The organism is Pseudonocardia sp. ICBG1293, assembly GCF_020131355.1.
Taxonomy (GTDB): domain Bacteria; phylum Actinomycetota; class Actinomycetes; order Mycobacteriales; family Pseudonocardiaceae; genus Pseudonocardia.
This window is the reverse complement of the sequence record NZ_JAHLEL010000044.1, coordinates 347,605-370,584: the sequence shown is the minus strand read 5'-3', so window position 1 is coordinate 370,584 and position 22,980 is coordinate 347,605. Positions and strand designations below refer to the sequence as shown.

Genomic DNA, 22,980 nt, shown 5'->3' with positions numbered 1-22,980 from the left:
AACGGGCCGGTCGTCTGGATGCCAGACGGCCTGATCATGGCGCCCGACCCTGTTCTACCAGGTCAGGCGCCATGGACGATCAGACGTCGTAGTACAGGGCGAACTCGTACGGGTGCGGGCGCAGCCGCAGCGGGTCGATCTCGTTCTCCCGCTTGTAGGAGATCCAGGTCTCGATCAGGTCCGGGGTGAACACGCCACCTTCGAGCAGGTAGTCGTGGTCCTGCTCCAGCTTGTCGATGACCGCACCGAGCGAGGCCGGGACCTGCGCGATGTCCTTGGCCTCCTCCGGCGGGAGCTCGTAGAGGTCCTTGTCGATCGGCGCCGGCGGCTCGATCTTGTTCTTGATGCCGTCGAGGCCGGCCATCAGGATCGCCGAGAAGGCGAGGTACGGGTTGCCGGACGAGTCGGGGCAGCGGAACTCGACGCGCTTGGCCTTCGGGCTGTCACCGGTCAGCGGGATCCGGATGCAGGCCGAGCGGTTGCGCGCGGAGTAGACCAGGTTGACCGGCGCCTCGAAGCCCGGGACCAGGCGGTGGTAGGAGTTCACCGTCGGGTTGGTGAACGCCAGCAGCGACGGCGCGTGGTGCAGCAGGCCGCCGATGTAGTAGCGGGCGGTGTCGGACAGGCCGCCGTAGCCGGACTCGTCGTGGAAGAGCGGCTGCCCGTCCTTCCAGAGCGACGAGTGCACGTGCATGCCCGAGCCGTTGTCACCGAACAGCGGCTTCGGCATGAAGGTCGCGGTCTTGCCGTTCTGCCACGCGACGTTCTTCACCAGGTACTTGAAGAGCATGACGTCGTCGGCCGCACGCAGCAGCGTGTCGAACTTGTAGTTGATCTCGGCCTGGCCCGCGGTGCCCACCTCGTGGTGCTCGCGCTCCACCTCGAAGCCCGACGCCTGCATCGCGGTGACGATGTCGGCGCGCAGGTCGGCGTAGTGGTCGACCGGCGGGACGGGGAAGTAGCCGCCCTTGTAGTTGACCTTGTAGCCCAGGTTGCCCCCGACCTCCTCGCGGCCGGTGTTCCACCAGCCCTCCGCGGAGTCGATGTGGTGGTAGGCCTGGTGCGGGTCGGTGCCGAACCGGATCGAGTCGAAGACGTAGAACTCGGCCTCGGGCGCCATGTACGCGGTGTCGGCGATGCCGGAGGCGGCCAGGTACTCCTGGGCCTTGCGGGCGACGTTCCGCGGGTCCCGGGAGTAGGGCTCACCGGTGATCGGGTCGTGCACGAAGAAGTTGATGTTCAGCGTCTTGTGCTTGCGGAACGGGTCGAGACGGGCGGTCGTCGTGTCCGGGTGCAGCGCCATGTCGGACTCGTTGATCGCCTGGAACCCGCGGACGGAGGAGCCGTCGAACGCGGCACCGTTCTCCAGGAGGTCGCCGGCCGTCTTGGCGGGGACGGTGAGGTGCTGCATGACGCCGGGCAGGTCGCAGAACCTGATGTCGACGTACTCGACCTTCTCGTCCGAGATGTACTTGAGTACCTCTTCGGCGTTGCTGAACACTCTCTGGGCTCCTTCATTCGCTGGTGGAGATCGTGGGTGACGGTAGGAGTGCCGTGTTGCTCACCCATCACTCACCTGTTTCACCGACGTTAACTGACCCGACCGCGACATCGATCACGTTCGTCATCGGTGTCCGGTCCGGTCCCGCTCGGTGGTGCGGCCTCGGCGCCTAGGCTAGAGAGCATGGCCCGTTGGATCGAGTCCTGGCTCCCCGGTTCATCCGCCGGGGGTGCCGCCCCGGCCGGACACCCCGGTGAGCGCTTCGGGCTGCCGGCGACCGGCCACTACTCCGTCGCCGGGTTCGGCCGCCGGGTCGCCGGGATCTGCCTGGACTGGTTCCTGTCCTACCTGCTCGTCCTGCTGGTCGCGGGGGTCGACGCGCTCGGTACCCCGGCGTTCAGCTGGTGGGTCCTCGGGACGTGGTTCGTCCTCACCGTGCTGTCGGTGTCGGTGCTCGGCGCCGCGCCCGGGCACCTCGCGCTGGGGACGCGGGTGGCGCGCACCGACATGGCCACCCACGTCGGCGTACCGCGGGCGGTGCTGCGGACCGCGATGATCGCGGTGGTGCTGCCGCCGTTCCTGCGTGACACCGACGGGCGCGGCTGGCACGACCGCGCGAGCAGCACGGTCGTCGTGCGGGTGCTGCGGGACTGAGGGCCCGGCTCAGGCGCCGACGGGGGGAGCGCCGAGCACCGACGCCCGGGTGCCGGCCAGGTGTACCCGCAGCGCCGCGACGGCACCGTCGCGGTCCCGCTCGCGCAGCCGATCGAGGAGCCGGCGGTGCTCGGTGACCAGGCGCTCGGCCCGGCCGGGGAACCGCCCGCCGAGCGCCCCCATGTTCATCCGCAGCTGCCGGTCGCGCAGCGTGCCGTAGACCTCCAGCAGGATGCTGCGGCACCCCGCCCGCACCAGCACGGTGTGGAACACCCGGTCGGCCTCGACGAAGGCCAGCTCGTCGCGCGCGGCGACCGCGGCGACCTGGTCGTCGATCGCCGCGCCCATCGCGGCCGCGACGTGCTCGAGGGTCTCGTCGTCGACCGCGACGACGGTCGTGATCGCGTGCGACTCGATGACGTCGCGGGCCTCCACGACGGCGTCCACCTCACCGGGGGAGACCGGCACCACCAGGGCGCCCCGCTTGGGGTAGAGCTTGAGCAGCCCCTCCGCCTGCAGCTGCAGGAACGCCTCGCGGACCGGGGTGCGGCTCAGACGCAGGGGGCGTGCGACCTGGCCCTCGCTGATCAGCTCGCCGGCCGGAAGGGTCCCGTCGAGGATCCCGGCCTTGGCGAACCGGTACGCCCGTTCGGTGGCGCTCCCGCTCGTCCGTGACCCGTCGTCCACGTCCGAATCATGCCCGACCGCCCGCGGCCCGCTGTCGCGAGGCTTGCCCGCTCCGGGCGGCATCCCTACCGTCACCTCCACCGATGCGGCATAGATGCAAGATGGATACCGGGAGGACCGGGTGATCCTCACTCACGGTGCGGCGCAGGACCGGGGTGTGACGGCGCTGCTGGACGACCTCGTCCGGCGCACCACGCGCCGTCTCGGCGGCGGTGGCGGGGTGGTGACCCTGGTCGGGGACCGTGCGCCGCTCGTGCAGCGTGCGCCGCTGCCGCCGGTCGACGACGTGCTGGCCCGCCTGGTCCGTGAGCCCCGGACGCTCCTGGTCGAGGGGGGTGCACCCGGCGCCCCGGACGTGCTCGGCGCGCCCCTGTGGTGGGACGACGAACTGCTCGGGGCCTGTGCTTTCGGAGGGGGTGGATCCTTCTCGGCCCGTGACGTCGCCGCGGTCGAGGGGTTCGCCGCGCAGGCCGCCGTCGCGGTGATGGCGGTCCGGCTGCTCACCGACGACCCGGCCGTCGCGACGGCACCGGTCGCCCCGCAGCTGCTCCCGGAGCTGCGCGCCGAGCTGGACCGCGCGCTGCGCGCCCTCGGTGTCCGCGGCGGCGTCGTCACCCTCGGCGCCGAGCGGGTGCCGGACCCGGTCGTCGCGGTCGGGGTGCACGAGGTCGCCCGGCTGCTCCTGGACAACGCCGTGCACCACTCCGGCGCGGACAGCCTGCGGGTCGGGCTGGTGTTCGAGCCGGGCACGGTCCGCCTGCTCGTGGAGGACGACGGCCGCGGGTTCGACCCGGCGACGGCGCCGCGCTCCGGGCTGGACCGGGTCGAGGCCGCCGTGCGGGCCGCGGGCGGCCGGTGGGACATCGACAGCGTCCCGGGGTGGGGGACCCGCGTGCGGGTCTGCTGGCCGGACCCGCCCGCGCCGGGCCGGGCCGGGCCCGCGGTCGCCGGGCGCACGCCGGTCGCCCCGCGGGGCGGGCACACCCTCACCGTGCGCGAGCGCGAGGTACGCGAGCTCGTCGAGCAGGGCCTGGCGGACAAGCAGATCGCCACCCGGCTCGCGATCTCGGTCAAGACGGTGGAGAAGCACGTCGGCGCCGTGTTGCGCAAGACCGGTGCCCGCAACCGGACCATGCTCGCGCGCTTCGGCGCGGGGAGCTGACGCGTCCGGGGTGGTCCGTTCGGACCTGCCCCGAAGGTGTGGGGGACGGGTGGGGGTAGGGAGAGCCCTCATATCCGGCGGGTGACCACGCTCCTAGCGTCGAGGACGTGCCCGGTACCGACCCGGGCCGCCCGACTCGACGAGGAGTGAGGCCCGGATGGCACGACTGACCCTCCAGGACGCCGAGAAGGCGCTGGCGGCCGGACTGGCGAAGGCGACCGAGATCGGCCGGCCGATGAACGTCGCGGTCGTCGACGACGGCGGGCACCTGCTCGCCTTCGCCCGTCAGGACGGCGCCATCCGCGCCAGCATCGACATCGCCCAGCGCAAGGCGCGCACCGCGATCCTGATGGACCTGCCGACCGCCGCCCTCACCCCGCTGGTCCAGCCCGGCGCCGAGCTCTACGGCCTGGAGCACACCGCGGGCGGCATGGTCGCCTTCGGCGGCGGTATCCCCGTCCACCGCGACGGCGAGCTGGTCGGCGCCGTCGGGGTCAGTGCCGGCTCGGTGGAGGAGGACGTGACGGTGGCCGAGGCCGCCGTCGCGGCACTGGCGTGACGCGCCGGGACACCGGCGAGCTCGCCGCCGAGTTCGCCGGGACCTTCGTCCTCATCCTCATCGGCTGCGGCACCGTCGCCCAGGTCGTCACCTCCGAGGGCGCGAACGGCGACTGGGGCACCCTGGTCTGGGGGTGGGGCGTCGCGGTCACCATGGGCGTCTACATCGCGGGCCGGGTCAGCGGAGCCCACCTCAACCCGGCCGTCACCCTGGCGCTGGCCGTGTTCCAGGGCTTCGCCTGGCGCAAGGTCGTGCCCTACTGGCTGGCCCAGACGGTCGGGGCCTTCCTGGCCGCCCTCGTCGTGCGGGCCGTCTACGCCGGCCCGATCGCGGCCGTCGACCCCGGTCACACCGTCGCCACGCAGACCATCTTCTCCACCCTGCCCGGCGAGCACGTCACGATCTTCGCTGCGTTCGGCGACCAGGTCGTCGGCACCGCCCTGCTCGTCTTCGTGATCTTCGCGCTGACCAACGCGCTCAACAACCCGCCCGGCGCCAACATGGCGCCCTTCCTGATCGGCTTCCTGGTCGTCGGCATCGGGATCGCCTTCGGCGCCAACGCCGGGTACGCGATCAACCCCGCCCGCGACCTCGGCCCGCGCCTGGCCTCGTTCGTCACCGGCTACGACACCGCGTTCGTCACCGCCGCCGGCGTCCCGTACTGGTGGCTCCTGATCGTCGCCCCGCTGCTCGGCGGCCTGATCGGGGGCGGCGCGTTCGTCCTGCTGGTCGAGCGCTTCCTCACCCCGGCCGAGCTGGAGGCCGCCGCGACCGGCGAGACCCCCGTCGGCCGCGTCCCGCACCCGGAGGCCCCGGTCGAGCAGCCCGTGGCGTCCCGCCTGGAGGAGAACCGATGAGCACCACCCTCGGCCCCGCCGACTACCCGCTGTCCGTGCAGCGGCCCGACCTGCTCCGCACCCCGACCGGCCGGCCGCTGTCGGAGGTCACCATGGCCGCCGTCGTGTCCGGCGAGATCCGCAACGAGGACCTGCGCATCTCGCGCGAGACGCTGCGGCTGCAGGGGGAGATCTCCGACGCGGTCGGGCGTCGTCAGCTCGCCGACAACATGCGCCGGGCCGCGGAGCTGACCGCGGTCCCCGACGAGGAGGTGCTCGCGATCTACAACGCCCTGCGCCCCCGCGCGTCGTCGGCGGCGCGGCTGGCCGAGATCGCCGACCGGCTGGAGAACGACTACTCCGCGACCACCTGCGCGGCCCTCGTCCGCGAGGCCGCGACGGTCTACGCCGACCGCGACCTGCTCGCCCGCGAAGGAGACTGACCGATGACCAGCACCCTGCCCGGGACGGGCGACCGGTCGACCGGGACCCGCACGTCCAAGCGCACGGACATGCTCGAGTCCCGCCCGGTCAACCTCGACGGGTTCGTCGAGGAGTGGCCGGAGAAGGGCCTCGTCGCGATGGAGAGCGACTTCGACCCGCAGCCCGGCGTCCGGGTCGAGGACGGCGTCGTCGTCGAGCTCGACGGCCGCCCGCGCGCCGAGTTCGACTTCATGGACACCTTCATCGCCGACCACGCGATCGACGTCGACGTCGCCGAGCGCGCCAACGCCATCCCGTCCTCCGACATCGCCCGGATGCTCGTCGACCCGGGGGTCTCGCGGGCCGAGATCCTCGACATCACCCGCGGTCTCACCCCGGCCAAGCTGCTCGACGTCGTCAAGCTGCTCAACGTCGTCGAGATCATGATGTCGATGCAGAAGATGCGGGCCCGCCGCTCGCCCGCGAACCAGGCGCACTCCACCAGTGCCCGGGACAACCCCATCCAGGTCGCCGCCGACGCCGCAGAGGCCGCGCTGCGCGGCTTCGCCGAGATGGAGACCACCCTCGGCGTCCTGCGGTACGCGCCGCTGGTCGCCATCGGCCTGCAGGTCGGTGCCCAGTCCGGCCGCGGCGGCGTCATCACCCAGTGCGCGCTGGAGGAGGCCACCGAGCTCGACCTGGGCATGCGCGGCATCACCGGCTACGCCGAGACGATCTCGGTCTACGGCACCGAGTCGGTGTTCGTCGACGGTGACGACACCCCGTGGTCGAAGTCGTTCCTGGCCAGTGCCTACGCCTCGCGCGGCATCAAGATGCGCTTCACCTCGGGCACCGGGTCGGAGGTGCAGATGGGCAACGCCGAGGGCCGCTCCATGCTGTTCCTGGAGATCCGCTGCATCCTGATGGCCAAGGGCGCCGGTGTGCAGGGCCTGCAGAACGGCTCGATCAGCTGCATCGGCGTGCCCGGTGCGGTACCCGGCGGCATCCGGGCCGTGGCCGCGGAGAACCTGGTCTGCAACATGCTCGACCTGGAGTGCGCGGCCGGCAACGACCAGTCCTTCTCGCACTCGGCGATGCGCCGCACCAGCCGCCTCATGCCCCAGCTGCTGTCCGGCCAGGACCTGGTGTGCTCCGGCTTCTCGGGCGTCCCGAACTCGGACAACATGTTCGCCGGGTCGAACCTCGACGTCGAGGACTACGACGACTGGAACACCATCCAGCGCGACCTGCAGATCGACGGCGGCCTGCGTCACGTCCGGGAGCCGGAGATCCTCGCCGTGCGCGAGAAGGCGGCCCGCGCGATGCAGGCCGTGTTCGCCGAGCTGGACCTGCCGCGGATCACCGACGAGGAGGTCGAGGCGGCCACCTACGCCAACTCCAGTGCCGACTACCCGCTGCGCGAGGTCCTGGAGGACCTCAAGGGCGCCCAGTCGGTCATGGACCGCGGTACCACCGGCCTGGACCTGGTGAGGATCCTGGAGCGCACCGGCTTCCACGACGTCGCGGAGAACCTGCTGCAGGTCCTGCGCCAGCGGGTGTCCGGTGACCTGCTGCAGACCTCGGCGATCCTCGATGCGGACTTCGTCCCGCAGGCCGCCATCAACGACGCCAACGACTACGCGGGCCCCGGCACCGGCTACCGCCTGACCGGTCGGCGGTGGAACGACCTCAAGAAGCTGCGCCACGTCACCAGCGCGGAGAACCCCGAGGAGGAGGTCTCGTGAGCACGACCACCGAGGACCCGTTCGCCGTCTCGCTCACCGAGACCGGTCCGGCCGCCCGGGGCACCCGTCCCGACGAGGTCGTGATCGCGGTGTCCCCGGCGTTCGCCGGGTTCTTCACCCGCACGATCGTGGACGTCCCGCACGCCGAGGTGCTGCGCCAGCTCATGGCGGGCATCGAGGAACAGGGCGTCACCTCCCGGCTCGTCCGGGTGTGGGACACCGCCGACCTCGCCGCGATCGCCCACACCGGGGCGAAGCTCTCGGGCTCGGGGATCTGCGTCGGGCTGCTCTCCCGCGGCACGACGATGATCCACCAGAAGGACCTCCCGCGGCTGTCCAACCTGGAGCTGTTCCCGCAGTCCCCGCTGCTCGACGCCGAGGTCTTCCGCGGCATCGGCGCCAACGCGGCGCAGTACGCCAAGGGGGAGTCGCCGCAGCCGGTGCCCACCCGCAACGACCAGATGGCCCGCCCGCGCTGGCAGGCCAAGGCGGCGCTGCTGCACCTCAAGGAGTTCGAGCAGATCCGGCACGGGGTCCGTCCGGTCGAGGTCACCGTCGCCGGCTCGCTGAGCAACACGGGCTGAGGAGGAGGAACGGGTGCACGGGACGGAGGGCTCACGGCTGGTCGTGGGCGTGGACATCGGCAACTCGATGACCGAGGCGTGCGTGGCCTCGGTCGAGGTCGACGGCCGGGTCCACCACCTCGGGACCGCCCTGACCCGCACCACCGGGGTCAAGGGGACCCCGGACAACGCCGACGGCGCGGTCACCGCGGTCCGCCGGGCACTGGAGGGGGCCCGGCGGACCGCCGCGGAGCTCGACGAGGTGCTCCTCAACGAGGCCACCCCCGTGATCAGCGGTCTCGCCATGGAGACGATCACCGAGACGATCATCACCGAGTCCACGATGATCGGGCACAACCCGTCGACGCCCGGTGGGAGCGGTCTCGGGTCCGGCACCACCGTGTCGATCGACGACCTCACCGGTCACCGGGACGCCCCGCAGGGGCCGGTGATCGTCGTCGTCGGGCGGGGCTGGGACTTCGACCGTGTCGCGCAGGTCCTGACCGCGGCGCACGGGCGCGGTGTGGAGCTGGTCGCCGCCGTGCTCGCCCAGGACGACGCCGTCCTGGTCGCGAACCGGATCCCGGTCGCGATCCCGATCGTCGACGAGGTCGGCGCCGTCGAGCGGGTACCGCTCGGCATGTCCGCGGCGGTCGAGGTGGCCCCGCCCGGACGCACCATCCGCACGCTGTCAGACTCCTACGGCCTCGCGACCGTCTTCGGGCTGGACCCCGAGCAGACCTGGCAGGTCGCCCCGGTGGCGCGGGCGCTGACCGGCAACCGCTCGGCGGCCGTCGTCCGGACCCCGGCCGGGGACGTGACCGACCGGCGCGTCCCGGTCGGTGAGCTGGTCCTGACCGGCGCGGGCAAGAGCCTGCGGATCGACGTCGACGCGGGTGCGGACGCGATCATGGAGACCCTGGCCAGGGTGCAGCCCCTCGACGACGCGACCGGCGAGCCCGGCACGCACGTCGGCGGGATGCTCGCCCAGGTCCGCGACACGATGACCGACGTGACCGGGCAGCCGGCCGGCGAGATCCGCATCCGCGACGTGCTCGCGATCGACACCTTCGTCCCGCGCGAGGTGCGGGGCGGGCTGGCCGGCGAGGTGTCGCTGGAGAACGCCGTCGCGCTCGCCGCGATGGTGCGCACCAGCCGGAGCCGCATGCAGGTCGTCGCCGACCGGGTCGCCGGGATCCTCGGCTGTGCGGCGCGGATCGGCGGCGTCGAGGGGGAGATGGCCGTGCGCGGCGCGCTCACCACCCCCGGCACCGACAGCCCGATCGCCATCCTGGACATGGGTGGCGGCTCCACCGACGCGGCCCTGCTCCTGCGCGACGGCACCTGCACCGCGGTGCACGTCGCCGGGGCGGGGGAGCTGGTCACCAAGCTGATCGACTCCGAGCTGGCGCTCGACGACCGCGAGACCGCCGAGCAGGTCAAGTGGTACCCGCTCGCGAAGGTGGAGAGCTTCTTCCACCTCCGCCACGAGGACGGCTCGGTGCAGTTCTTCACCGAGCCGCTGCCCTCGCACGTGTTCGCCCGGGTCGTCGTGATGACCCCGGACGGGCCGGTGCCGGTGCGGACCCGGCACTCGGTCGACCACGTCGTGCGGGTGCGGCGCGAGGCCAAGCGCCGGGTGTTCGTGGTGAACGCGCTGCGGGCGCTGCGCCAGGTCGCCCCCGGCGGGTCGCTGCGGATGCTCGACTTCGTGGTGCTGCTCGGCGGGTCCGCGCTGGACTTCGAGATCCCGCAGATGATCGCCGACGCGCTCGCCGGGTCGGGCGTGGTCTGCGGCACGGGCAACGTGCACGGCACCGAGGGGCCGCGCAACGCGGTCGCGTCCGGGCTGGTCGACGCGCACGCGAGCGCGTCGGCAGGCCGGGGGGAGCCCGCGGCATGAGCCGGGCCGCGTCCGCGCCGGAGCCACCCTCGGTGGTCGTGCGCCACCACCCCGGCGCCCCGGCCGCCGTCCTGCGGGAGGTGCTGGCCGGTGCCGAGGAGGAGGGCGTGCCGGTCGAGGCGTGGCCGGACCCGACCACCGTCGGCGGCCCGCCCGGGGACGCGGGGGCGGTCGCTCTGGCGTTCCGCGCCGCGCAGCGGTCCCGGCTCGACGTGGGTGTGGGCGTCGACGAGGGCGGCACGGTGGTCGTGCACCACGCCAAGCTCCCCGCCGAGCGGCCCGCCCGCACCGATCCCGCTCCGGACCCGGCCCAGCACGGTCCGGGTGGTCCGGGCGAGCCGCCGCACGGGCGCCGGTCCGGGGCGGCCGCGGCCCGGATCGTGACCGGCCTGCCCCTGCCCGCACCGGCCGGGGAACGGCCGTGACCCGCGCGCGGGCGCAGGCCGTCGTCGCGGCGCGGGCGGCCGGACGGGCCGGCCCGTCCGACGGGGCCACCGCGGGCCGGTCGACCGGCCCGGGCATACGTGCGAGGGTCGTGCGGTGAGCAGCGACCGGACCGACACCACCGCGGCGGTTCCGGCGCCCCGGCGCACGGGGGTCGGTGCGGCGCCGCCGCCGGTGCGCGACGTGCTGGCCGGACTGGCCGCGGTCGGCCCGTTCTTCGAGCTGCTCGACGCCACCGCCGAGCGGGCCGCCGGACGGACCGTCCGCTCCTTCGCCGACGTCCTGGCCCCGGACGCGTTGCTCGACCGGGTCGAGCGGACCCGGGCCGCGCTCGGTGCCCCGCCACCGCTGGGCCGACGGATCGCGGCGTCGATCGCCGTGCAGGGGCTCGCGGCGAAGCTGCTGTCCGCCCCGGTCGCCGCGCTCGCGCTGCACCGGGTGCTGGTCGACCTGCGTCCCTCGACGCTCTGGTGGTCGGCGACCCCGCTCGGCGACGTCGTCGCCCTCGACCCGCCCCGGGTCACCCCGTGCGCCGGACCGGGGCCGGACGCCCTGGCCCCGCTGGTCGACCGGGTGCTGGCCCCGCTGGTGGAGACCGCGGGGGAGCGGTTCGGGGTGTCCGGCCGCGTGCTGTGGGGCAACGTGGCGTCGTCGGTGGCGGGGGCGAAACGGGTCCTGGACATCCAGCGTCCCGACGCCGCGGACGCGGTCGCCGTGGTCGCGGCGGACCTGCTGGGGCACCCGCGGCTGGCCGGGACCGGCGAGCGGCGCACCCCGGTCGCGCCCGACCACGCCTGGACCTTCCGCCGTCACTCCTGCTGCCTGTACTACCGGGTCCCCGGCGGCAGCACCTGCGCCGACTGCGTCCTCGCGGACCTGCGCGACGCGGACCGCTGAGCCGGACCGGACACACCGCCGCCGCGGCCCCCGAGGGGGTCGCGGCGGCGGAGTGTCCGGCGGTCGGCGTGCGCGTCAGCGGCGGCGGACGGTGCGCTGGATGCTGCGCATCTTCGCGCCCTGGGGCATCGGCCCCTTGGGCATCGCGGCCGAACGGCTACCGAGGGCGTTGAGCTTGCCCTCCAGCGAGTCCATCTCGGCGGCGGAGATGTTGCGGGGCAGCTTCATGAGGTGGCGCTGCAGGCCCTTGAGGGGGACCTGGCCCTCCTCGTTGCCCACGACGACGTCGTAGATGGGGGTGGTGCCGGCGACCCGCGCGGTGCGCTTCTTCTCCTGCGCGAGCAGCGTCTTGACCCGGTGCGGTGCGCCCTCGGCGACGAAGATGATCCCGGGCCGCCCGATGACCCGGTGCACGGCGTCGAGGTGGGTGGTGCCCGCGATGCCCTGCGTGATCCGCCACTGCCCGCGCATGTTGTCCAGTGCCCAGCCGGCGGCGCCCGGCTGCCCGTCGGCCTTCACGTAGATCGAGCGCTGGACGCGCCGGCCGAAGATGCTGAACGCGGCGAGCGCGCCGATCAGGATGCCGAAGGGCAGGAAGAACCAGACCAGGCCCAGCAGCCAGCCGACGAGCGTGACGACCACGATCGACCCGACGAAGACGCCGATCATGATCGGGAGGAGCTTGGAGTCCTCCTTGCGCTGCATCTGGAACGCCTGCCAGATCTGCTGGCGACGCTGCTTCGACGCGGCCTTCTTCTGGGCCTTGAGCGCCTTCTTCTCTTCGGGCGAGGGCTTACGGGGCTTGCCGGGCATGTGACCAGCCTACGTCCGACCCGTGATCGACGGTGCGAGGAGGTCTCAGCTGCGCGCCAGCAGGGAGCTCGCCTCCTGGGCGGCGGGGCCCGAGTCGGCCAGGTGCGCCAGGGCGGGGGAGAGCTCCTCGCCGCGGTGGGCGACGGTCTGGGCGTAGAGCCGGCCCGCGCGGTAGGACGACCGCACCAGGGGCCCGGCCATCACGCCGGCGAACCCGATCTCCTCGGCGGCCTTCGAGTGCTCGACGAACTCCTCGGGCTTGACCCAGCGCTCCACCGGGTGGTGACGCTTGGTCGGGCGCAGGTACTGGGTGATCGTGATGATCTCGCAGCCCGCGTCGTGCAGGTCCTGCAGCGCCGAGGTGACCTCGTCCGGGGTCTCACCCATGCCCAGGATCAGGTTCGACTTGGTGACCAGCCCGAACGCGCGCGCCTTGGTGATGACCTCCAGCGACCGGTCGTAGCGGAACGCCGGGCGGATCCGCTTGAAGATCCGCGGGACGGTCTCGAGGTTGTGCGCGAACACCTCGGGACGGGACTCGAAGACCGGGGTCAGCTGGTCGTCGATCGAGTTGAAGTCCGGGGCGAGCAGCTCGACGCCGGTACCCGGGTTCAGCTCGTGGATCTTGCGGACGGTCTCGGCGTAGAGCCACGAGCCGCCGTCGTCCAGGTCGTCGCGGGCCACGCCGGTCACGGTGGAGTAGCGCAGCCCCATCTGCTGCACCGACTCCGCGACCCGGCGCGGCTCGTCGGTGTCCAGGTCGGCCGGCTTGCCGGTGTCGATCTGGCAGAAGTCGCAGCGGCGGGTGCACTGCTCCCCACCGATCAGGAACGTCGCCTCCCGGTCCTCCCAGCACTCGTAGATGTTGGGGCAACCGGCCTCCTCGCACACCGTGTGCAGGCCGCCCGAGCGGACGAGACCCTTCAGCTCGGTGTACTGCGGACCGGTCTTGGCGCGGGTGCGGATCCAGGACGGCTTGCGCTCGATCGGGGTCTCGCTGTTGCGGACCTCGAGGCGGAGGAGCTTGCGGCCTTCGGGTGCGATGGTCACGCCTCCAGCGTACGCCCGGGGTCCGGTGTGACGCCGGTCGCGGCGGCCGTGACCTGCCACAACCGGGCGGCGAGCACCGGGTCCTGCGCGGCCGCCGAGCGCCGCGCCGGCCCGGCGGGCCCGCGGACCTCCAGCGGACCGGTGGGGCCGAGGTAGTCGCCGCCGTGCACCGGCCCGGTGACCGCGGCGAGCTGTGGCCCGACGCCCTCGGAGACCGGCGAGGTGAGCCAGCGCTCCCACGGCGAGAACAGCCGCGCCTGCAGCGTCGCGCCCCGCCGGAACGAGTTCGCGAGCAGCGACGACTCGGTCATCCCCGGGTGCGCGGCCACCGACAGCACGGGGTCCCCGGACAGCCGTAGCCGACGGTCCAGCTCGGCGGCGAACAGCAGGTTCGCCAGCTTCGACGCGCCGTAGGCGGCGTTCGGCGACCACCGCCGGTGCCGCCACCCGAGGTCGTCGGGGTCGAGCCGGCCGGTGCGGTGCCCGAGGCTCGAGGTGGTGACGACCCGGGAGGGACGCTCGGGGTCCCCGGCGGCGCGCAGCGCGGGCATCAGCAGCCAGGTCAGCGCGGCCGGCCCGAGGTGGTTGGTGCCGATCTGCAGTTCGAACCCGTCCGCGGTGCGGGCGCGCGGTCCCATCGCGACGCCCGCGTTGTTCACCAGCACGTCCACCCGGTCGCCGGTACGGTCCCGGATCCGTGCCGCGGCGGACCGCACCGAGGCGAGATCGGCGAGGTCCAGCAGCACCGTCTCACCACCGGCCTCGCGCGCCGCCGCCCGGCCCCGGGCCGCGTCGCGGGCGGTCATCAGCACCCGGGCGCCGGCCCGGGCGAGCGCGGCGGACAGGGCGAGGCCGAGCCCGGAGGTCGTCCCGGTGACGACGACGGTCCGGCCGGTCTGGTCGGGGAGCGGGTGCACGAGGCGACCGTAGCGAGCGGCCGCGGGGGCCGGTGGCCGGGCGGCGCGGGCCCGCCCGGGCGGCTAGCGTCGCGACCCGTGGACTTCCGGATCTTCACCGAGCCCCAGCAGGGCGCCCGCTACACCGACCTCCTCCGCGTCGCGCGGACCACGCAGGACGCCGGCTACGACGCGTTCTTCCGCTCCGACCACTTCCTCGCGATGGGTGACGGCAGCGGCCTGCCCGGTCCGACCGACGCCTGGGTGACCCTCGCCGCGCTGGGCCGCGAGACCGAGCGCATCCGGCTCGGCACCCTGGTCACCAGCGCGACGTTCCGGCTGCCCGGTCCGCTCGCCGTCGCCGTCGCGCAGGCCGACGAGATGTCCGGCGGCCGTGTCGAGGTCGGGCTCGGCTCGGGCTGGTTCGAGGCCGAGCACCGGGCACTGGGCATCCCGTTCCCGCCGCTGGCCGAGCGGTTCGAGATCCTCACCGAGCAGCTGGAGATCCTCACCGGGCTGTGGTCGACCCCGCTCGGCGAGCGCTTCACCCACCAAGGGCGGCACTACACGCTCACCGACTCCCCGGCGCTGCCGCGGCCCGTCCAGGACGCGCCACCGGTCATCGTGGGCGGGATGGGGCGGCGGAAGACCCCGGCACTGGCCGCCCGGTTCGCGACCGAGTTCAACGTGCCGTTCCAGCAGCCCGAGGCCGTCGCCGAGCAGTTCGGACGGGTCCGCGAGGCCTGCACCGCGGCCGGGCGCGACCCGGGCACGCTGACCTGGTCGACGGCGCAGATGCTGTGCCTGGGCAAGGACGACGCCGAGGTCGAGCGCCGCGCCGCCTCGGTCGGCCGCGACGCCGCCGAGGTCCGGGAGAACTGCCTGGCCGGCACCCCCGGCCAGGTCGTGGACCAGCTCGGCCGGTGGTCGGAGGTCACCGGGACGACCCGGTTCTACCTGCAGATCCTCGACCTGTCCGACCTCGCCCACATCGAGGACTTCGCGGCGACGGTCGTGCCGCAGCTGCGCTGACCAGCGGGCGTCGCAGGGCGCGCCCCCCCCCGGACGGCGGCCCGGGTGTCGCGGGCTCAGCCCAGACCGGACATCAGGTCGACCTGGCGGACCACCGGGTGCTCGGCGACCGGCAGCCGCCCGTCGAGCGCGTCCAGCACGGCGGCGGCCGCCGGGCCGGCGACCTCGTCGACGGTCACCTCGCGGTCCAGCTCCGCGGTCAGGGTGGTGACGCCGGCGTCGGCGATCCCGCACGGCACGATCTTGCCGAAGTCGCCCAGGTCGGCGTCGCAGTTGACGGAGAAGCCGTGCTGGGTGACGCCGCCGGCGATCCGGACGCCGATCGCCGCGACCTTCCGCTCGGGGGTGAAGCCCTGGGCGGGCAGCCAGACGCCCGAGCGGCCCTCGACCCGGCCCGCGCTCGTCACGCCGAGGTCGTGGCAGACCCGGATCAGGGCCTCCTCGAGGCGGCGGACGTAGTCGACCACGTCCATCGGCTCGCCGAGCGCGATGATCGGGTAGCCGACGAGCTGCCCCGGCCCGTGCCAGGTGATGCGCCCGCCCCGGTCGACGTCGACGACGGGGGTGCCGTCGGTCGGCCGGTCCTCGGGTCGCGTGCGTCGTCCGGCGGTGTACACCGGCGGGTGCTCCAGCAGCATCAGCACGTCGGGCCCGCCGTCCTTGCGCGCGGCGGCGTGCGCCTTCTGGGTGTCCCACGCCGCCTGGTACTCGACGTGACCCAGGCGGTCGACCCGGACGTCCTCGGTTCCGGCGCGGCAGGACAGGTGCGGAGCGGGCATGACGGCGAGCCTACGCCGCGCCCAGCCGGGCGAGGACGGCCTGCGCAGCCCGGCGTCCGCTGACCAGCGCCCCCTGGGTGGACGGGGTGTCACGGTGGTCGCCCGCGACGAACAGGTTCTCGCCGAGGTCGACGTCGCGGCGGACCGGGCGGCCCGCCTCGAACAGCGGCAGGGCCTCGTCGACCTGCGCGGTGTGCAGGTGCGTCCAGTCGTCGGTGGCCACGCCCCAGATCCGGGCCAGCTCGCGGCGCACCGTGGGCTCGTCGACGCCGGTGCCCCCCGGGGTGCCGACGATGGAGGACGCCACCAGCGGGCGCCCGTCGGCGGAGTAGCCCGGCGCGGCCGCGGTCATCACCATCGTGTTGACGACCGGCCCGCCGGTGCCGTCCAGGTGGAGCAGGGGATCTGCGGTCGGGGCCTGCGGCGGGAGGTGGAAGAACGTCGTGAGCGCGTTCATCCGCGGCTCGGCCACCCCGGGGAGCAGCGCGGCCGCGGTCCGCGGGTCCGCCGCGACGACGACCGCCCGCGCGGACAGGGTGCCGCCGTCGGTGTCCAGGGCGGGGGCCGGCCCACCGCGCACGGCGTGCACCCAGGTCCCGAGCGTCACGGTGCCCTCGGGCAGCGCCGCGGCCAGACGCCGGGGGAGTGCCTCCATGCCGTCGTCGGGGACGACGATCGTGCCGAGCGCGAAGCTGCGCCACACCAGCCGGACGAAGGCGGCCGAGGTCTCCAGCGCCGTCTCGGCGAGCACCCCGGACAGGAAGGGGCGCAGGAACCGGTCGGTGACCGCGCCGCCGAGCCCGGCGGCGTCGAGGTCCCGGGCGGCGGAGGAGCCGACCAGCGTCGCGGTCCGGGACGGCGGCGACGCCAGCACCTTCGCGGTCCAGGCGACGAGCTTGGCCTTCTCGATCGGGCCGAACAGGTCGTCCAGGGCGGTGGCGGGGGCCGAGGCCGGGCGACGCAGCGGGTTGACGAACCGGTGCAGCTCGCCGTCGCCCGCACGGATCGCGGCACCGGGCTCGAACGCCCGCGCGGCGAGGGTGTCGAGCCCGTGCGGGGCCAGTGCGGCGTGCAGCGCGGGGTAGGAGGTGTTGAGCACCTGGAACCCGCGGTCGCAGCGGAAACCGTCGACGACGTCGGTCGTCATCCGTCCGCCGACCCGGTCGGCGGACTCCAGCACGCGGACGGTGAGCCCGTGGCGGTGCAGGACGGTGGCGGCGCGCAGGCCGGCCAGGCCCGCCCCGACGACGAGGACGTCGACCCCGGACGGGGTCATGACCCGACCGCGGCCGAGAGCGCGTCGCCGATGGTGTGGTGGCGGAACTGGAAACCGGCCTCGAGCAGCGCCGAGGGCACCGCCCGCTGGCCGCCGAGCAGCATCTCGCGGCCCATCTCGCCGAGCACGGTGGAGATCACCGGACCGGGCACCGGGAACGGCGCCGGGCGGCCGACGGCGGCGGCCATCTCCTTGGTGAACTCGGCGTTGGTGACCGGGACGGGCCCGGTCACGTTCGCCGGGCCGCGCAGCTCCGCGGTCTCGACGGCGAAGCGGATCGCGGCGACCTGGTCGTCGAGCGAGACCCACGGCATGTACTGGGTGCCCCTGCCGATCCGCCCGCCGAGGAACCCCTTGAACAGCGGCCGCAGCATCGCGAGCAGCCCGCCGGAGGGGGACAGCACCAGTCCGGTGCGGACCAGCACGACCCGGGCGCCGGCGTCGGCGGCGGGGGCGGTGGCGGCCTCCCAGTCCCGGCAGACGTCGGCGAGGAACCCCGAGCCCGACGGCGCGGACTCGTCGACGACGACCGCGCCGGTGTCCCCGTAGTAGCCGACGGCCGAGCCGCTGACCAGCACCGGAACCCCGTGCCGGGCCACGGCCTCGGCGAGGACGTCGGTGGGGACGTTGCGCGAGTCGCGGATCAGCTGCTTGCGCGCCCCCGTCCACGGCCGGTCGGCGATGCCGGCACCGTTGAGGTTCACGACCGCGTCGGCCCCGTCGAGGGTGCCGTCCTGCAGCGTGCCGGCGGGAGGGTCCCAGCCGCGCTCGTCGGGGGCGGCGGGGCTGCGCCGCACCAGGCGCAGCACCTCGTGTCCCGCGCCCCGCAGATGGGCGACCAGGGCTGTTCCGATCAGTCCGGACGAACCGGCCACGACGACTCGCACGGCCGCGATACTTCCCGGTCCCGGGCGAGCGCGCGAGCCGGACATGCCGCGACCGTCGTCACCCGATCACTCGGACGGGTGAACGGCGACGGCCCGCCCCGGGATCCGGGACGGGCCGTCGTGCGCACCTGCGGGTCAGAGGCCGAGCTCGGCCTCGAACGCGCCCTCCTCCAGCCGGGCCTTGACCGCCGACAGGAAGCGGCCGGCGTCGGCGCCGTCGACCAGGCGGTGGTCGTAGGTCAAGGGCAGGAAGCAGACCGAGCGGACGGCGATGACGTCGTCGCCCTCCGGGCCGGTGACGACCTTCGGCTCCTTCGAGATCGCGCCGGTGCCCAGGATGGCGACCTGGGGCTGGTTGATGATCGGCGTGTCGAACAGCGCGCCGGCGGACCCGATGTTCGTGATCGTGAAGGTGCCGCCGGACAGCTCGTCCGGACCGATCTTCGAGGCCCGGGTGCGGGCCGCGACGTCGGCGATCTTCTTGGCGATGCCGGCCAGCGACAGGTCGTCGGCGTCCTTGATCACCGGGACGAGCAGGCCGCGCGGGGTGTCCACGGCGATGCCCATGTGGACCGCGCCGTGGTAGGTGACCTGCTTGTTGTCCTCGGAGATCGAGGCGTTCACCGACGGGAACGCCTTGAGCGCCTCGATGGTGGCCTTGGCGATGAAGGCCAGGAAGGTGAGGTTGGCGCCCTCGCGGCGCTTGAAGTCCTCCTTGACCCGGTTCCGCAGCTTCACGATGCGGGTGAGGTCGACCTCCTGGACGGTGGTCAGCTGGGCCGAGGTGGCCAGCGACTCGTTCATCCGCTGGGCGATGACCTGGCGCAGACGCGGGAGCTTGACCGTGGTGCCCGGCTCCGGCGCGTTCTCCGCGCGGGTCGGGACGGCCTGCGGCTCCTTCGGCGCGCCCCCGGAGGAGGGCTGCGACGCCGGGGCGGACGGCTTCTCCTGCGCCGGGGCCTTCGCCTGCTCGGCGGCGGCGAGCACGTCCTGCTTGCGGATGCGACCGCCGACACCGGACCCGGTGACGGAGTCGAGGTCGACGCCGTGCTCCTGGGCCAGCTTGCGCACCAGCGGGGTCACGTACGGCTTCTCACCCGAGCCCGAGCCGTTGGACGACGGCTCGATCTTCCCGGCGGGGGAGTCCTCGGAGCCGGCCGGGGCCTTCTCCTGCTTCTCCTCGGCCTTGGGGTGCTCCTTCTTCGGGGTCTCCGACTTCGGGGCCTCGGCCTTCGGAGCCTCCTGCTTCGGCTCCTCCTTCTTCTCCGGGGCCTTCGCCGGCTCCGGGGCCTCGTCCTGCGACGGGGCGGCGGAGCCGTCCCCGACCAGCGCGAGCTGGGCGCCGACCTCGACGGTCTCGTCCTCGGCGACGGTGTGCTCGAGCACGGTGCCCGCGACCGGCGACGGGATCTCCGTGTCGACCTTGTCGGTGGAGACCTCGAGCAGCGGCTCGTCGACCTCGACGGCGTCGCCGACCTGCTTGAGCCAGCGGGTCACGGTGCCCTCGGTGACCGACTCGCCGAGCTCGGGCATGGTGACCGGGGTGCCGGAGCCCCCGCCGGACGACGAGCCACCGGAGGACGGCTTCGGGGCCTCCTCCTCGGCCTGCTCCGGCTCGGGCTCGGACTCCGCGGGCTCCTCGGCCTTCTCGGAGGAGGAGTCGGAACCGGTGTCGTCCGCCTCGTCGGCGTCGCCGATGACGGCGAGCTCGCCGCCGACCTCGACGGTGTCGTCCTCGCCCGCGATGATGCGCTTCAGCACGCCGGCGGCCGGCGACGGGATCTCCGTGTCGACCTTGTCGGTCGAGACCTCGAGCAACGGCTCGTCGACCTCGACGGTGTCGCCCTCGGCCTTGAGCCAACGGGTGACGGTGCCCTCGGTGACACTCTCGCCCAGGGCGGGCATCTCAACGGTGACGGCCATGTCGGGTGGAGCTCCTCTTGTTCCGCGTGGGTGTTCGGGTCGTGGGGCCGGGATCAGCCGTGGGTGTGCAGCGGTCTCCCGGCCAGCGCGAGGTGGGCCTCTCCGAGGGCCTCGCTCTGGGTGGGGTGGGCGTGGATCAGCGGGGCGACGTCGGTGGGCAGAGCCTCCCAGTTGTAGACCAGTTGTGCCTCCCCGACGAGCTCCCCGATCCGGGAGCCCACCATGTGCACGCCGAGGACGCGCCCGCCCTGCCCGGCAGGTCCCTCGGCGACGAGCTTGACCGCGCCGGAGGTCTGCAGGATCTGCGACTTCCCGTTGCCGGCCAGGTCGTAGGTCAGGGTGTGCACCTCGCCGTGGCGGTCCCGCGCGGCGGCCTCGGTCAGCCCGACCGAGGCGACCTCGGGGTCGCAGTAGGTGACGCGCGGGATGCCGTCGTCGGTGACCGGGCGGGGCGCCAGCCCCGCGACGTCCTCGGCGACGAAGATCCCGTGCGCGAAGCCGCGGTGGGCGAGCTGCAGACCGGGGGTGACGTCGCCGACGGCGTACACGCCGTCGAGGTTCGTGCGCAGCCGCTCGTCGACGGTGACGAACCCGCCGTCCATCGCGACGCCGGCCTCGGCGAAGCCGTGACCGGTGGTGTTGGGACCGCGGCCGACCGCGACCAGCAGCAGGTCGGCCTCGATCTCCTCACCGGATTCCAGGGACACGGTGACGGTGTCCCCGCTGCGGGTCGCCGCCGCGAACCGCACCCCGGTGCGGGTCGCGATCCGGCGCCGCCGGAACGCCCGCGCGAGCTGGGTGGAGCAGAACTCGTCCTCGTTCGGCACGAGCCGCCCCAGCGCCTCGACGATCGTCACCTCGGCCCCGAAGGAGCGCCACACGCTGGCGAACTCGACGCCGATCACACCGCCGCCGAGCACGACGACCCGGCGCGGGGCCTCGTCGAGGGAGATCGCGGCGTCGGAGGTGACGACGCGGTCGTCGAGCTCCAGACCGGGCAGCGACCGTGCGTAGGAGCCGGTGGCGAGCACGACGTGGCGGCCGGTGATCCGTTCGTCGCCGACCCGGACGGTGCCGGGACCCTCCAGGGTGCCCGCGCCGGGCACCACGGTGATCCCGCGCGAGGCGACCAGGCCCTGCAGGCCCGTGTACAGCCGGGAGACCACGCGGTCCTTGTAGGCGTTCACCCCGGCCATGTCGAGGCCGTCGAAGGTGGACCGGACACCGACCTGTCCGCCGTCGCGGGCGTGGTCGGCGACCTCGGCCGCGTGCAGCAGCGCCTTGGTCGGGATGCAGCCGCGGTGCAGGCAGGTGCCCCCGAGCTTGTCCTTCTCGACCAGGACGACCGACAGCCCCAGCTCCGCGGCCCGCAGCGCGCACGCGTAGCCACCGGAGCCGCCGCCCAGGATCACCAGGTCGGCGGAACGAGCGCCCGGGTCGGACACCGATCAGCTCCCTCCGGGGGTCACCACCGGTGGACCGGCTCCGCCGGACGGGACCCCGCTACGCGGCGACCATCTTGTCATCCGGCCGCGGCTGCGCCACGGGGGTGTCGGGAGCAAATCCGTGATCCCGTTCGTTGGGTACCTGGAGCTACCGTGTCCGGTTCGTCGGGGTGCGACCGGATCGAGGAGAGGACGACGCGCATGGGTCTGCTCGACCTGTTCCGGTCACGGGGACCGTCGGGGCCCAGGTCCGGCCGGGGATCCGGCTCCGGCGGGAGGCGTGGCAGGTACGCGGAGGGGGAGTCCCACCTGCGGGAGTGGTCGGCCGCCCGGATCGGGGTCGAGGCCTTCGTCGAGCCGCGCACGACCGTGACGGAGACGACGGTCGTCCTCGTCGCGCACGACGGGGAGTGGACCCGCAGACGGGTCGCGAATCCGAACGCGGCGAAGAAGCTGGCCCGGTCGCTGCAGATGCCGATCTACGACGTGCAGCTGGTCGGCTACCCGAACCGGATGCGCGAGCACGACGCCCGCGACCGTGCCCTGCGCAAGCGTGAGCGTCAGGAGCGGATGCTGCGCGAGCTGCGGGCCAAGGACCGCGACGCCTGACCGGCCCGTCAGGGGCGCAGCGAGCGGGCGCGCCGCTCGCCCAGCGCGCGCATCGCGGGCTCCAGGCGCAGCGCGGGACCGGGGGCCAGCGCGGTCAGCCGCAGCAGCGCACCCCGCCAGGCCGGCAGCGTGCGGTACACCCGGCCGGTCCCGAACATCCCGACCAGCGCCGTCGCGACCTGCTCGGGGGTGACCAGCACCCCCGAGCGCACGAGTGCCTGGCCCTGGCCGCCGGGCGTCATCGACCGCAGCAGCTCGGTGTTCACCCCGTCCGGGCACACCGCGTGCACCCCGATGCCCTCGCGGCGCACCTCCGAGGCGAGCGCGGACACCATCGACAGGGCGCCCGCCTTCGACGCCGCGTAGACCGACAGGCCGGGTACCGGGCCGAGCCCGGACAGCGACACCGTCACCCCGATCTCGCCGCCCCGGGCGGAGCCGTCGGCGGCCTGCTCGCGGAACGCGGCCACCGCGGCGCGCGCGCCCCAGAGCGGGCCCAGCAGGTTGACCTCGACCAGCGCGCGGGCGCGGGCCTCGGCGATGTCGGCGACGGTGCCGTCGAACCCGACACCGGCGTTGCTCACCCAGGCCCCCAGCGGGGCGAGCTCGCGGGCCCGCGCCACCGCGCCCGCGGACGCGGCCGGGTCGGTGACGTCGCAGGCGGTACCGGCGGCGGCCCCGATCCGGGTCGCGGTGGCCTGCGCCGCGGCGCCGTCGACGTCGGTGACCAGCACCCGGTAACCGCGCCCGACCAGCTCGCGGGCGATCTGCTCGCCGATGCCGCGGGCGGCGCCGGTGACCACCGCGGAGCGCGGGGCGTGCGTGGGGACCTCGTGTCGACGACGCTGCCGGCTCATGGGCGGCAGTATGCCCTACCCGTGGGTAACCCCCGGTCC

At 73.9% G+C, this 22,980-nt stretch carries 23 protein-coding genes; 12 read left to right on the top strand and 11 right to left on the bottom strand.

Translation table 11 applies throughout. From position 1 onward, the window contains the following. Window positions 1-79: 79 nt before the first annotated feature. Window positions 80-1,501 (bottom strand): type I glutamate--ammonia ligase, encoded by a 1,422-nt coding sequence (gene glnA / locus KPF47_RS21450; protein ID WP_062395988.1) that lies wholly within the window; start codon window positions 1,499-1,501, stop codon window positions 80-82. Between the two features lie 183 nt (window positions 1,502-1,684). Between glnA and KPF47_RS21445 the strand changes: the two genes are divergently transcribed. Beyond that, window positions 1,685-2,155: an RDD family protein gene (locus KPF47_RS21445; RefSeq protein ID WP_224390571.1), complete on the top strand. Its 471-nt coding sequence runs from the start codon at window positions 1,685-1,687 to the stop codon at window positions 2,153-2,155. A 9-nt stretch (window positions 2,156-2,164) separates the two neighbouring features. On the opposite strand, the gene KPF47_RS21440 is transcribed toward KPF47_RS21445, so the two are convergent. Next, on the bottom strand, window positions 2,165-2,842 hold the full coding sequence (locus KPF47_RS21440; protein WP_224390570.1) for a GntR family transcriptional regulator: 678 nt from the start codon (window positions 2,840-2,842) through the stop codon (window positions 2,165-2,167). Between the two features lie 121 nt (window positions 2,843-2,963). Here KPF47_RS21440 and KPF47_RS21435 point away from each other — a divergent pair, with 121 nt between their 5' ends. The 9 genes from KPF47_RS21435 to KPF47_RS21395 all read left to right on the top strand — a co-directional run bounded on the left by KPF47_RS21435 (window position 2,964) and on the right by KPF47_RS21395 (window position 11,374). Then, window positions 2,964-4,004, top strand: coding sequence for a LuxR C-terminal-related transcriptional regulator (locus tag KPF47_RS21435; RefSeq protein WP_224390566.1), 1,041 nt, complete (start codon window positions 2,964-2,966; stop codon window positions 4,002-4,004). Between the two features lie 157 nt (window positions 4,005-4,161). Beyond that, entirely contained in the window at window positions 4,162-4,563 is a 402-nt protein-coding gene (locus tag KPF47_RS21430; protein WP_224390565.1) for a heme-binding protein, read from the top strand. After that, on the top strand, window positions 4,560-5,420 hold the full coding sequence (locus KPF47_RS21425) for an MIP/aquaporin family protein (protein ID WP_224390564.1): 861 nt from the start codon (window positions 4,560-4,562) through the stop codon (window positions 5,418-5,420). Before KPF47_RS21430 ends, KPF47_RS21425 begins: the two co-directional genes overlap by 4 nt. Further along, window positions 5,417-5,842, top strand: a complete 426-nt coding sequence (locus KPF47_RS21420; protein WP_224390563.1) for a diol dehydratase small subunit — start codon at window positions 5,417-5,419, stop codon at window positions 5,840-5,842. Before KPF47_RS21425 ends, KPF47_RS21420 begins: the two co-directional genes overlap by 4 nt. A 3-nt stretch (window positions 5,843-5,845) precedes the next feature. Then, entirely contained in the window at window positions 5,846-7,567 is a 1,722-nt protein-coding gene (locus tag KPF47_RS21415; RefSeq protein WP_224390556.1) for a propanediol/glycerol family dehydratase large subunit, read from the top strand. Beyond that, window positions 7,564-8,151, top strand: coding sequence for a propanediol/glycerol family dehydratase medium subunit (locus KPF47_RS21410; protein WP_224390555.1), 588 nt, complete (start codon window positions 7,564-7,566; stop codon window positions 8,149-8,151). Before KPF47_RS21415 ends, KPF47_RS21410 begins: the two co-directional genes overlap by 4 nt. A 13-nt stretch (window positions 8,152-8,164) precedes the next feature. Further along, a complete protein-coding gene (locus KPF47_RS21405) occupies window positions 8,165-10,033 on the top strand; it encodes a diol dehydratase reactivase subunit alpha (protein ID WP_224390553.1) in 1,869 nt (622 codons plus the stop codon). Beyond that, window positions 10,030-10,458 carry a glycerol dehydratase reactivase beta/small subunit family protein gene (locus KPF47_RS21400; RefSeq protein ID WP_224390550.1) on the top strand — a complete coding sequence of 143 codons (429 nt, stop codon included), beginning with the start codon at window positions 10,030-10,032 and terminating at the stop codon, window positions 10,456-10,458. The genes KPF47_RS21405 and KPF47_RS21400 overlap by 4 nt, the downstream gene beginning before the upstream one ends. A gap of 115 nt (window positions 10,459-10,573) precedes the next feature. Beyond that, window positions 10,574-11,374: a (2Fe-2S)-binding protein gene (locus KPF47_RS21395; protein WP_224390548.1), complete on the top strand. Its 801-nt coding sequence runs from the start codon at window positions 10,574-10,576 to the stop codon at window positions 11,372-11,374. A gap of 75 nt (window positions 11,375-11,449) precedes the next feature. On the opposite strand, the gene KPF47_RS21390 is transcribed toward KPF47_RS21395, so the two are convergent. The 3 genes from KPF47_RS21390 to KPF47_RS21380 are packed head-to-tail and all read right to left on the bottom strand — an operon-like array spanning window position 11,450 to window position 14,154. Next, the gene (locus KPF47_RS21390) at window positions 11,450-12,187 is read right to left on the bottom strand and encodes a DUF4191 domain-containing protein (RefSeq protein WP_224390546.1); all 738 of its coding nucleotides are present in this window, start codon (window positions 12,185-12,187) and stop codon (window positions 11,450-11,452) included. A gap of 45 nt (window positions 12,188-12,232) precedes the next feature. After that, on the bottom strand, window positions 12,233-13,237 hold the full coding sequence (gene lipA / locus KPF47_RS21385; protein WP_224390545.1) for a lipoyl synthase: 1,005 nt from the start codon (window positions 13,235-13,237) through the stop codon (window positions 12,233-12,235). After that, window positions 13,234-14,154: an SDR family NAD(P)-dependent oxidoreductase gene (locus KPF47_RS21380; protein WP_224390544.1), complete on the bottom strand. Its 921-nt coding sequence runs from the start codon at window positions 14,152-14,154 to the stop codon at window positions 13,234-13,236. The genes lipA and KPF47_RS21380 overlap by 4 nt, the downstream gene beginning before the upstream one ends. 78 nt (window positions 14,155-14,232) lie before the next feature. On the opposite strand from KPF47_RS21380, the gene KPF47_RS21375 reads away from it, so the two are divergent. After that, window positions 14,233-15,165 carry an LLM class F420-dependent oxidoreductase gene (locus KPF47_RS21375; RefSeq protein ID WP_224390542.1) on the top strand — a complete coding sequence of 311 codons (933 nt, stop codon included), beginning with the start codon at window positions 14,233-14,235 and terminating at the stop codon, window positions 15,163-15,165. Between the two features lie 56 nt (window positions 15,166-15,221). Here KPF47_RS21375 and lipB read toward each other — a convergent pair whose 3' ends face one another. The 5 genes from lipB to lpdA form a co-directional block, all read right to left on the bottom strand. Further along, window positions 15,222-15,944: a lipoyl(octanoyl) transferase LipB gene (lipB, locus tag KPF47_RS21370; RefSeq protein WP_224390540.1), complete on the bottom strand. Its 723-nt coding sequence runs from the start codon at window positions 15,942-15,944 to the stop codon at window positions 15,222-15,224. Between the two features lie 10 nt (window positions 15,945-15,954). Further along, window positions 15,955-17,220, bottom strand: a complete 1,266-nt coding sequence (locus KPF47_RS21365) for an NAD(P)/FAD-dependent oxidoreductase (RefSeq protein WP_224390539.1) — start codon at window positions 17,218-17,220, stop codon at window positions 15,955-15,957. Continuing rightward, on the bottom strand, window positions 17,217-18,107 hold the full coding sequence (locus KPF47_RS21360) for a TIGR01777 family oxidoreductase (protein ID WP_224390537.1): 891 nt from the start codon (window positions 18,105-18,107) through the stop codon (window positions 17,217-17,219). The genes KPF47_RS21365 and KPF47_RS21360 overlap by 4 nt, the downstream gene beginning before the upstream one ends. Before the next feature lie 135 nt (window positions 18,108-18,242). Beyond that, entirely contained in the window at window positions 18,243-20,030 is a 1,788-nt protein-coding gene (gene sucB, locus KPF47_RS21355) for a 2-oxoglutarate dehydrogenase, E2 component, dihydrolipoamide succinyltransferase (RefSeq protein WP_224390535.1), read from the bottom strand. A gap of 53 nt (window positions 20,031-20,083) precedes the next feature. Beyond that, window positions 20,084-21,475 carry a dihydrolipoyl dehydrogenase gene (gene lpdA / locus KPF47_RS21350; RefSeq protein ID WP_224390533.1) on the bottom strand — a complete coding sequence of 464 codons (1,392 nt, stop codon included), beginning with the start codon at window positions 21,473-21,475 and terminating at the stop codon, window positions 20,084-20,086. 201 nt (window positions 21,476-21,676) lie between these two features. On the opposite strand from lpdA, the gene KPF47_RS21345 reads away from it, so the two are divergent. After that, window positions 21,677-22,084 (top strand): oxidoreductase, encoded by a 408-nt coding sequence (locus KPF47_RS21345; RefSeq protein ID WP_224390532.1) that lies wholly within the window; start codon window positions 21,677-21,679, stop codon window positions 22,082-22,084. 8 nt (window positions 22,085-22,092) lie between these two features. Here the strand turns inward: KPF47_RS21345 and KPF47_RS21340 are convergent, their stop codons facing one another. Then, the gene (locus tag KPF47_RS21340) at window positions 22,093-22,941 is read right to left on the bottom strand and encodes an SDR family oxidoreductase (RefSeq protein ID WP_224390531.1); all 849 of its coding nucleotides are present in this window, start codon (window positions 22,939-22,941) and stop codon (window positions 22,093-22,095) included. Window positions 22,942-22,980: the final 39 nt, after the last annotated feature.

Excerpts from the sequence above, each read along its gene's own strand:
- KPF47_RS21445 (WP_224390571.1), top strand. The coding sequence starts at position 1,685 with ATGGCCCGTTGGATCGAGTCCTGGCTCCCCGGTTCATCCGCCGGGGGT.
- KPF47_RS21430 (WP_224390565.1), top strand. The coding sequence starts at position 4,162 with ATGGCACGACTGACCCTCCAGGACGCCGAGAAGGCGCTGGCGGCCGGA.
- KPF47_RS21420 (WP_224390563.1), top strand. The coding sequence starts at position 5,417 with ATGAGCACCACCCTCGGCCCCGCCGACTACCCGCTGTCCGTGCAGCGG.
- KPF47_RS21415 (WP_224390556.1), top strand. The coding sequence starts at position 5,846 with ATGACCAGCACCCTGCCCGGGACGGGCGACCGGTCGACCGGGACCCGC.
- KPF47_RS21400 (WP_224390550.1), top strand. The coding sequence starts at position 10,030 with ATGAGCCGGGCCGCGTCCGCGCCGGAGCCACCCTCGGTGGTCGTGCGC.
- KPF47_RS21390 (WP_224390546.1), bottom strand. The coding sequence starts at position 12,187 with ATGCCCGGCAAGCCCCGTAAGCCCTCGCCCGAAGAGAAGAAGGCGCTC.
- lipB (WP_224390540.1), bottom strand. The coding sequence starts at position 15,944 with ATGCCCGCTCCGCACCTGTCCTGCCGCGCCGGAACCGAGGACGTCCGG.
- KPF47_RS21365 (WP_224390539.1), bottom strand. The coding sequence starts at position 17,220 with ATGACCCCGTCCGGGGTCGACGTCCTCGTCGTCGGGGCGGGCCTGGCC.
- sucB (WP_224390535.1), bottom strand. The coding sequence starts at position 20,030 with ATGGCCGTCACCGTTGAGATGCCCGCCCTGGGCGAGAGTGTCACCGAG.
- KPF47_RS21345 (WP_224390532.1), top strand. The coding sequence starts at position 21,677 with ATGGGTCTGCTCGACCTGTTCCGGTCACGGGGACCGTCGGGGCCCAGG.
- KPF47_RS21340 (WP_224390531.1), bottom strand. The coding sequence starts at position 22,941 with ATGAGCCGGCAGCGTCGTCGACACGAGGTCCCCACGCACGCCCCGCGC.